Raw genomic sequence first — 8,651 nt, 5'->3', positions numbered from 1 at the left:
TGCCCGAAGAAGTGGAGCGTCAGGTGACGTTTCCTGTGGAAATGTCGCTCGGTGGACTCCCCGGACTCGAAGACCTGCGATCGGTCTCTCAGTTCGGGATCTCGCAAGTCATCGTCACCTTCAAGGACGGCACGAGCGTCTACTTCGCTCGACAACTCATCAACGAGCGGTTGAACGGTGTGGAACTGCCCGCTGGCATCGGGCGGCCCGAGATGGGCCCCGTGTCAACGGGTCTGGGTGAAGTGTTCCACTACATCATGACCTCGGACGACGGGGATCTGACTGCCATGAAGACCTTGCATGACTGGGAAGTAAAGCCCGTCATGCGAACCGTTCCAGGAACCGCCGAAGTCAACTCGTGGGGGGGACTGAAGAAACAGTACCAAGTCCGAGTTGATCCGACATTGCTGGTCAAACATGGTCTGAAGTTCGAGCAGGTCCTGGAAGCGGTCCGGGAAAACAACCTGAACGTCGGCGGCGGCAGTATCCGGCAGGCAGGTGACTCGGTGCTGGTCCACGGCGTAGGTCGTACGATCAATGTGGAACAGATTGGTGCCATGGTCATTACCGCCGTCGACGGTGTACCCATTCGCGTCCGGGACATCGCCGAAGTGGTGATCTCGCATGAACTGCGTCGAGGGATCGTTACCGCCAACGGAAAAGGCGAAGTCGTCCTCGGTCTTGGCTTCATGCTGATGGGCGAGAACAGTTACGCGGTCACGAACCGCCTGAGGGAACGCTTTCTGGAAGTCGTAAAAACTCTTCCAGAAGGCTTTCATATGGATATTGTGTATGACCGCACGGAACTGGTAAACCGCGTGATCGCGACCGTTAAGAATAACCTGTTCGAAGGTGCGTTTCTGGTCGTGATTCTGCTGTTCCTGATGCTGGGTAATCTGCGTGCAGGTCTGATTGCCGCCGTCGCCATCCCACTCTCGATGCTCGTCGGATTCTGTGGAATGTGGTCGATGGGGATCGCCGCGTCGCTGCTGAGTCTGGGTGCCATCGACTTCGGAATTGTTGTCGACAGTTCCGTCGTGGTGATCGAAAACATCATTAAACGCCTCGCGCATCGCGGGGCGTGCTCCGCGGATGAGCGACTCGCCATTATTCGAGATGCGGCCTCCGAAGTGCGAATCCCCACTGTCTTCGGACAGTTGATCATCATGATCGTCTATCTGCCGATCCTCACCCTTGAGGGGGTCGAAGGGAAGATGTTCCGCCCGATGGCAATCACCGTGATCTTCATTCTGATTGGATCACTGATCCTCTCTCTGACACTCACGCCTGTCCTCTCCAGCATCTTCCTGCCACGCGTCGTTGAAGAGAAAGAAGTCTTTATCGTCCGATTCGCTCAGTGGGTGTACCGACCATTCCTGAATCTGGTGATGATGTTCAAATGGCTCATGCTCGCCGCCGCCGGGGTGGCTCTGGCGATCACACTCAAAACGGCCATGGGCCTTGGTACCGAGTTCGTCCCGCGACTCTCTGAAGGGGATATCGTGATCGGGGTGCTGCGTGCCCCGGGAACCAGCCTGGATGAGTCTGCGGCAATGAACACGAAGCTCGAAAAGCTGCTCGTCGAGAAATTCCCTGACGAGGTGCGACACGTCTGGAGTCGCGTCGGTACCCCGGAAGTGGCAACCGATGCAGGTAGCGTGGAAGTCACCGACGTCTTCGTGTCGCTGAAGCCACGCGAAGAGTGGAAGAAAGCGAGAACCCAGGCAGAACTCGTCGACCTGATGCTGCCCGAAGTGGAGCAGATGAAGGGCCAGATTACCTGGTTCACTCAGCCAATCGAACAACGAATCAACGAGATGGTCTCCGGCGTTCGCGCGGATATTGCTCTCAAGCTGTTTGGTGACGATTTCTCGACATTGATTCCCAAAGCCCAGGAACTGCAGGCCGTCCTCGGTACCGTGCGCGGATGCAGCGACCTTTCGATCGAACAGGTCGCAGGGCAGCCCATCCTGCGAATCGCGCTGGAACAGGACGAGATCGCCCGCTACGGCATCTCGGCACGACAGGTTCTCGACGTTGTTGAATCGATCAGCAGTAAAGTGATTGGTGAAGTCGTCGAAGGACAATTGCGATTTCCTCTCGTGGCAAGACTTCCCGACCAGTATCGCGAGAACCCTGAAGTCATCGGGCGAATCCTGCTCTCCGGCCCCGGCGGTGAGCAGCTTCCACTCTCCCGTGTTGCGGACATCCGACGTTTCAGTGGTCCTAAGATGATCACTCGTGAATGGGGCAAACGCCGTATCACGATTCAGGCCAACGTCCGTGGTCGTGACGTCGGTAGCTTTGTCGCAGAAGCTCAGAAAGCGATTGCGGAAAAGGTCGATCTCCCCAAGGAACAGTTCCGAATCGAATGGGGTGGCCAGTTTGAAAACATGCAGCGAGCCCAGCAGCGTCTGATGATCGTTGTGCCACTGGCGCTGAGCCTGATCGTGGGATTGCTGTACCTGACGTATCGCAGTCTGCCAGAAACATTCATCGTATTCGCGAGCGTGCCGTTTGCCTGCGTCGGAGGCGTGCTTTCACTTGCCTATCGACAAATGCCACTATCGATCTCGGCTGCGGTCGGATTCATCACCCTGTCGGGCGTCTCTGTTCTCAGCAGCATGATCCTCGCATCTGCATGGCGTGCGGCGAGAACTGCGCCAGACCCCGAACTGACCCTGAACCTGGACGATCATCACGGATCGGGCGATGCACACGGCCATGGTCACGGCGATCAGCCACAGACTGTGGTCGATATTTCAGTCAGTTGTTTACGAACCATTCTGATGACGGCCCTGGTTGCCAGCGTGGGCTTCGTCCCGATGGCCACCAGTGAAGGATCTGGAGCTGAGGTACAGCGGCCGTTGGCGACCGTCGTGATCGGCGGCGTGATGAGCAGCATGATCTTCACCCTGTTCATTTTGCCGATTCTGTTCGGACTGCTCGAATCCGTTCGAAAGATGACGGATAAGCGTTACGCGACTTGAGGTCAGGCGACCGGTCCCGAATGATCCCAGGCGTTAGCCGCAAGGATCATTCGGGACCTGTTTGCAGTCTGTTGCCGCCCGCCTTCAGCCCAAGCCCGATTACGGCAAGGGCATGAGGGAAGTGCAGCACACCAGCTCAAAGCCGATGGCTCCTCGCGCAAGGCTCATCCGCCAAAGTGAGAGTCAGCGACTTGCCGCACCAGTAGACTTGATTCGTCCCCGCGAGAATTGACTCGCGCGATCATTTGCTCAACGGAATCGGGCGCGAAGGATACGGGGTCGAAGGGCCAGGTCCTTCCGAATCAGGATATCGTCGTAGCCCCCATGAGCCGCGACGATTTCCGTGAGAGCGTCGGCCTGCTCGGGAGTAAACTCCAGTAGCAAGTGAGCGTTTTCTTTTGCGAAACGGGGGGCCGCCTCGATGATTTTTCGCAGCACATCCAGCCCGTCAGCTCCCCCATCCAGAGCAAGTCTCGGCTCGTGCTTGGCAACCTCTGCATCCAGTTGATCGATTTCCGCAGACGGAATATAGGGTGGGTTGCTGGCGATGATGTCGAACTTCGAATCAAGGGGCAGCCCCTGAAACAGATCTGATTCAACGAACTCCATCCGGTCGTCGACTTTGTGCCGAGCAGCATTCTCACGTGCGATCGCAATCGCCTTGTCGCTGATATCCGCCGCAGTCAGCCGGGATGTTTTCGCGTTCTTTGCCACTGCAATCGCGACGCACCCCGATCCAGTACACAGATCCAGAACTCGCGGCGATTCAATCGATTTCGCCAGATCCAGAACCTCGAGGACCAGTGTTTCGGTATCGGGTCGCGGGATCAGGACATCAGACGTGACTCGAAAACTGAGGCTGAAGAATTCACGCTCGCCCACCAGGTAGGCCACTGGTTCTGCTTTCGCGCGTCTCTGAACCAGCCCGCGCATGACGCCTCGCACTTCTTCGTCGAGAGGATCATCGAAGTGCGTGTAGAGTTGTATTCGAGGGCAGTGACGAGCATGTGCGAGTAAGATTTCTGCATCCAGCCGCGGGGTGTCACTGCCATGTTTCTTGAGGTGAGCCGTGGTCCACTCGAGTACACGACGCACGGTCCACGGTTGTTCCGAAGCAGACGGCGACTCGGAAGGAGCAGTTGTCACTGAATTCGTCCTTGAGTTTCACTCACACGGCGGAACAAGTCTGGGCGTCAAGTAAGCCCTGACGTTCTGACTCAATCATTCTAGCCGAGTGCGTTACCGCCACGAAGCCGTTCTTCACGGTCGAACTGAATTAATGCCCCCACGACTTCATCCAGATCACCCTGAATAATCTGGTCCAACTTGTGGACTGTCAGATTGATTCGGTGATCGGTCAGTCGATTCTGCGGGAAATTATACGTCCGAATTCGCTCACTTCGATCTCCAGACCCGATCAAGGTCCTTCGTTGATCAGAGCGTTCTTTGTCGGCCATGGCCTGTCGATGTTCAAGCAGTCGGCTGCGCAGCACACGCATGGCCTTGGCCTTGTTCTTATGCTGACTCTTTTCGTCCTGAATCCTGACCACAAGCCCGGTCGGAACGTGAGTGATTCGCACGGCCGATTCGGTTTTATTGACCTTCTGACCACCCGGACCACCGGCACGCATGGTGTCAATCTGAAGATCTTCGTCACGAATCTCGACATCAATATCAGTCGCTTCTGCCATCACCGCAACGGTCGCGGCACTGGTGTGGACGCGGCCCTGTGTTTCCGTCTCGGGAACGCGCTGGACTCGATGACCACCACTTTCGAACTGCAACTGGTGGAAAGCTCCTTCACCAGTGATCGACAGGACGACTTCCTTCATCCCCCCCAGTTCATTGGCCGAGAGCTCGAGGACTTCGAATTTCCAACCCCGTTTCTCGACGAACTTGGTGTACATGTCGAACAGATCGCGGGCAAACAGAGACGCTTCGTCCCCCCCTGTCCCCGCCCGGATTTCCATGATCAGGCTGCCACGGGTCAACGAATCGCCCGCTGTCACCATATCTTCGAGTTCGGTGCGAAGCACGTCGTACTTGGCTTGCAGCTCTGTTTGCTCTGCCAGTGCGTACTCGCGAGTCTCATCGTCGTCCGCCGTCTCGACCATCTCCTGGACGGAGGCAAGCTCCGCTTCCAGCGAGTTAAACTCGCGTACCGAGCGGGCCACTTTTGCCAGTCCCCCATGCTCACGCTGACAATTGAGCATCTGAGTCGTATCGGCGAGCACCTCAGGATCCTGGAGCATTCGTTCCAGTTCTTCGTAGCGAGCCAATTTAGACTGAAGCGTGGGAAACATGGTGACCGTACGACTATTGACGGAACAAAAGGGAATGCAGCACAGTCTCTTGCAGCCGATCAGAATGACCGCAGAAAAACGGGCAACCTGCGTCTGCCAAACTCATTCTGGATTGCGATGCAGCAATTGCCCTCAAGTGAGGGCCTGAGGCGGCGAGCGACCAACTTTGCGAGGGAACGCAGACCACGTCGACGCCAAAAATTCGACCGAGCGGCGATCACCATCCCTCTGAAACAGGTGCAGCCGAGGAGTACGGCGATCAGCGCTGAACGATCAGCGAAATCCAGATCGTCTCGAACATGAATCTCAACCGGCAGCACGACTTCATCCGGAAGAGGGACGTGCCGCTCGAGAAAATGGATCAGATTGACGGCGAAACTCAAAAGCCTACGGTACGACCCACCCCTTGTACGAGATGAGTCGACCGATCCGACAGCAGCAAACTACTCTTTTGGAGCTTCGGCAGTGCCTTCGTCTTTCTTGCCCCAGTTGTATTTGCGCTGGAATTTTTCCACGCGGCCCGCAGCGTCGATGAACTTCTGCTTGCCGGTGAAGAAGGGGTGCGAAGCAGAGCTGATGTCCACCGTCACCATGGGAAGGGTTCGGCCTTCGAACTCAACCGTCTTCTGAGTCTTGATCGTAGACCCAATGACAACCTGAACTCCCGTCGACGTATCCTGAAAGACCACGTCTCGATACTCGGGATGAATGCCCTCTTTCATGATCCAACCTACCCTGCAAAGTGACGACGGCCCGATGTTCGCGCGACATCGATGGGCATCTTTTTTTCAAAACAGAACCGGAATTGCGGAATTCGCCCCGACCGCAACGGGACTTGGAAGTGTAAGTATTGGCGTCAATGCTCGCAAGGCTTTCATTCTCATTTGTCCAGCCACTTTCAAAATGTTCGGTTTTATCGCAAACTGGGCTGCGACGAAGGGCTCTTAATTTCCGTCGAGAATCGGTCCATGACAACACTTACGGTCGAAAACTATTTGAAAACCACCCTGCTGACGGGCCTGAAAACAGGTTCCGACTGGGTGACGACAGGTCAACTCGCCACTGCAATGTCCGTCGCGCCGGGTACGGTCACGGCCATGCTGAAAACCCTGTCAGAAACGGGACATGCCGATTACCGCCCCTACGAAGGGGTTCGGCTGACGGAAACCGGGCGCCAGATCGCCCTGCGGATTCTCCGGCGACACCGCTTGATTGAACTGTTTCTTGTGAAAACGCTGGATCTCAACTGGGACGAGGTTCACGCCGAAGCTGAAAACATGGAGCATGCCGTCAGTGACCGGTTAGTTGACCGGATTGACGAATTCCTGGGACATCCAGTTGCCGACCCCCACGGGGACCCGATCCCATCTGCCGATGGGGCCATGCGCGGCAACTCTGAACTCGCAATTCCGCTGGACACAATCGAGTCCGGCGCCACGATTCGCATCGTCCGCGTAACCGAGCAGGGGAGTGACTTCTTGCGGTTCCTGGGGGATTCGGGATTCTCCCTGCTCAAGGAATGTCGCGTGATCTTCAACAGCCCCGAAGCCGGGATCGTGACCACTGTGATCGATGGTCGCGAAGTGACGCTGGGGCACCCGGCGGCCCGCCACGTCCTGGTCGAACGGGTCGGGGATCAGTAGTTCCAGCCTGTGATCCTGCCATCGAACAACTGCCAAGAGCATCCGGAGCCCCGCGAGGGTTCCTCCTACCCTCCGGTTCATCTCACAGCCGGACTTTCTACCCGAGATCCACGACCCAACCACTTCCCACCGGAATGCATTCGCTGATTCAGGAAGTTCGTACCGGGAAGCAGTGATTGACCTTCAAAGTTCGTGATTTCGTTTGAACTTGTGAATCTCTGCAGCGAAAATAGAACTGTCGCAAAACGCAAGTTTGATGGTTGGTGGCTCGGTTTTATACCACCGAGTCAGTTGTAACCCGCAGATAACACCACTTCACGACGATTCCTGCGTTTTGCCACGGCCGCTGTGTGAGCGATGAGTGACCGATTCGTTAGAGGATCGATTCGTTATCAGGAGGATTCCCTCAACCACTCCAAGAACGTGACACCCTGGGGATGGGACGCAAGTCTGTCAGGGCCCCGGCGAGAGGGGATTAATTCACGTCACTGGAAATCCCCACCAATCCACCGCAACTGAACTGTTTTACGATCGTTCACGACTAAGAGGAGACCGAACTGTCGCTCGTCTTTTCTACGATGACTCCAAATTGCGGTCGGGGTAGCAAGTGGCTGCGGAACTCAAAAGTGTCTCTGCCCTGCGTTTTTTTCTGTTGGCCACGTCAACACTGGCTGTTGCCGCAGTCGTTTCGCTAGCGCTCTGCCAGGCGTTTCCGCCACAGCGGCCGGGAAGTGCTAGCCGATTTTCGTCGGCGTTCATCCTGAGCACGTGGCTGTTGATGGTGGGAAGCGGATTTCTGCTCCGCGCAATCGAGGCCGTGCGGCGCGAACGGCAGATCCGGTTTCGTCGCTCCCTTTCGTGGGCTCTCGCGACAGGAGCGTTGTTCGTATCGGTCCAGGCATACGCCTTAAACTATCTGATACAGAGCCGAACCAGGGATGAAGCGTCGAGTGCCATGGCTTCTTTTGTCGCTGTCATCGCTGCGTTGCATGCGATGCACTTTCTGATTGCGTTGCTGTTCCTCTGCTACATCATTGTGCAGGCTAACGCCGACCGGTATGACCACGAGTACTACTGGGGGGTCACGATTGCAGCCTGGTTCTGGCACGCTCTCGGTATTGTCTGGATCGTCATTCTGTTCGTAATGGCAATCGCACGACTCTATGAATGAGGCCATGCACGAATCAAGGAGCCAGTCGACCGCCAGCGAGGCCGCCCGAAATGGCAGCCCTCCCATAAACGAATACGCCAAATCGCTTTTAAAGCCCTCAAGACGATGTCACACGGTCAAACAGCGCGGCGCGATTCTGCTTTGGCAGAATTCGCTTTCGCCGCCGCACGAGCCTGTTCCGAAAGCCCTTCTGCAGAAATGATATCGACGAGATCCTGAGCCAGCCCGTCCATCTCGATCACCAGCGAATCCACCCGTCCGGTGAAATACATGTACATAATCAGCGACGGAATGGCGATTCCGAGTCCTGCCGCGGTGGTCAGCAACGACAATCCAATTCCGCTTGCCAGCGCTTCCGATTTACCCATCGCCGCGCTTTGCGAGATGCGGTTAAACGAGTCGATCATCCCCACCACAGTCCCCAGAAGTCCCAGAAGCGGAGCGATTGTGGCAGCACCATTTAGAATGCGAATATGCTTTCGCAATTGACTGACCTGCCGTTCCCCGCCATCGATGATGGCCTGCTCTACTTCGACACTACTTT

General features: G+C 56.4%; 7 protein-coding genes. 3 read left to right on the top strand and 4 right to left on the bottom strand.

Annotated features, from left to right (window positions below):
* Nucleotides 1-2,990, top strand: a 2,990-nt coding sequence (locus VGE80_RS04550) for an efflux RND transporter permease subunit (protein WP_440591824.1), incomplete at its 5' end; no start/stop codon positions are given.
* Nucleotides 2,991-3,239: 249 nt separating this feature from the next.
* On the opposite strand, the gene prmC is transcribed toward VGE80_RS04550, so the two are convergent.
* The 3 genes from prmC to VGE80_RS04535 all read right to left on the bottom strand — a co-directional run bounded on the left by prmC (nt 3,240) and on the right by VGE80_RS04535 (nt 6,015).
* Nucleotides 3,240-4,136: a peptide chain release factor N(5)-glutamine methyltransferase gene (gene prmC / locus VGE80_RS04545; protein WP_440591823.1), complete on the bottom strand. Its 897-nt coding sequence runs from the start codon at nt 4,134-4,136 to the stop codon at nt 3,240-3,242.
* Nucleotides 4,137-4,216: 80 nt separating this feature from the next.
* The gene (gene prfA, locus VGE80_RS04540) at nt 4,217-5,293 is read right to left on the bottom strand and encodes a peptide chain release factor 1 (RefSeq protein ID WP_373650906.1); all 1,077 of its coding nucleotides are present in this window, start codon (nt 5,291-5,293) and stop codon (nt 4,217-4,219) included.
* Between the two features lie 443 nt (nt 5,294-5,736).
* On the bottom strand, nt 5,737-6,015 hold the full coding sequence (locus VGE80_RS04535; protein ID WP_397571058.1) for a type B 50S ribosomal protein L31: 279 nt from the start codon (nt 6,013-6,015) through the stop codon (nt 5,737-5,739).
* A 246-nt stretch (nt 6,016-6,261) separates the two neighbouring features.
* Between VGE80_RS04535 and VGE80_RS04530 the strand changes: the two genes are divergently transcribed.
* Nucleotides 6,262-6,936 carry a metal-dependent transcriptional regulator gene (locus VGE80_RS04530; RefSeq protein WP_373650904.1) on the top strand — a complete coding sequence of 225 codons (675 nt, stop codon included), beginning with the start codon at nt 6,262-6,264 and terminating at the stop codon, nt 6,934-6,936.
* A gap of 607 nt (nt 6,937-7,543) precedes the next feature.
* A complete protein-coding gene (locus tag VGE80_RS04525) occupies nt 7,544-8,107 on the top strand; it encodes a cytochrome c oxidase subunit 3 (protein WP_440591822.1) in 564 nt (187 codons plus the stop codon).
* 116 nt (nt 8,108-8,223) lie between these two features.
* Here the strand turns inward: VGE80_RS04525 and VGE80_RS04520 are convergent.
* On the bottom strand, nt 8,224-8,651 hold a 428-nt coding region (locus VGE80_RS04520), incomplete at its 5' end, for a MotA/TolQ/ExbB proton channel family protein (RefSeq protein ID WP_440591821.1).

Source organism: Schlesneria sp. (assembly GCF_036405755.1).
Classification (GTDB): Bacteria; Planctomycetota; Planctomycetia; order Planctomycetales; family Planctomycetaceae; genus Schlesneria; species Schlesneria sphaerica.
The sequence above is the reverse complement of the archived record's forward strand: the minus strand, read 5'-3'. Positions and strand labels throughout refer to the sequence as shown.

What these genes read in the sequence shown, in the direction of transcription:
- prfA (WP_373650906.1), bottom strand. Translation starts at nt 5,293, where the DNA reads ATGTTTCCCACGCTTCAGTCTAAATTGGCTCGCTACGAAGAACTGGAA.
- VGE80_RS04535 (WP_397571058.1), bottom strand. Translation starts at nt 6,015, where the DNA reads ATGAAAGAGGGCATTCATCCCGAGTATCGAGACGTGGTCTTTCAGGAT.
- VGE80_RS04530 (WP_373650904.1), top strand. Translation starts at nt 6,262, where the DNA reads ATGACAACACTTACGGTCGAAAACTATTTGAAAACCACCCTGCTGACG.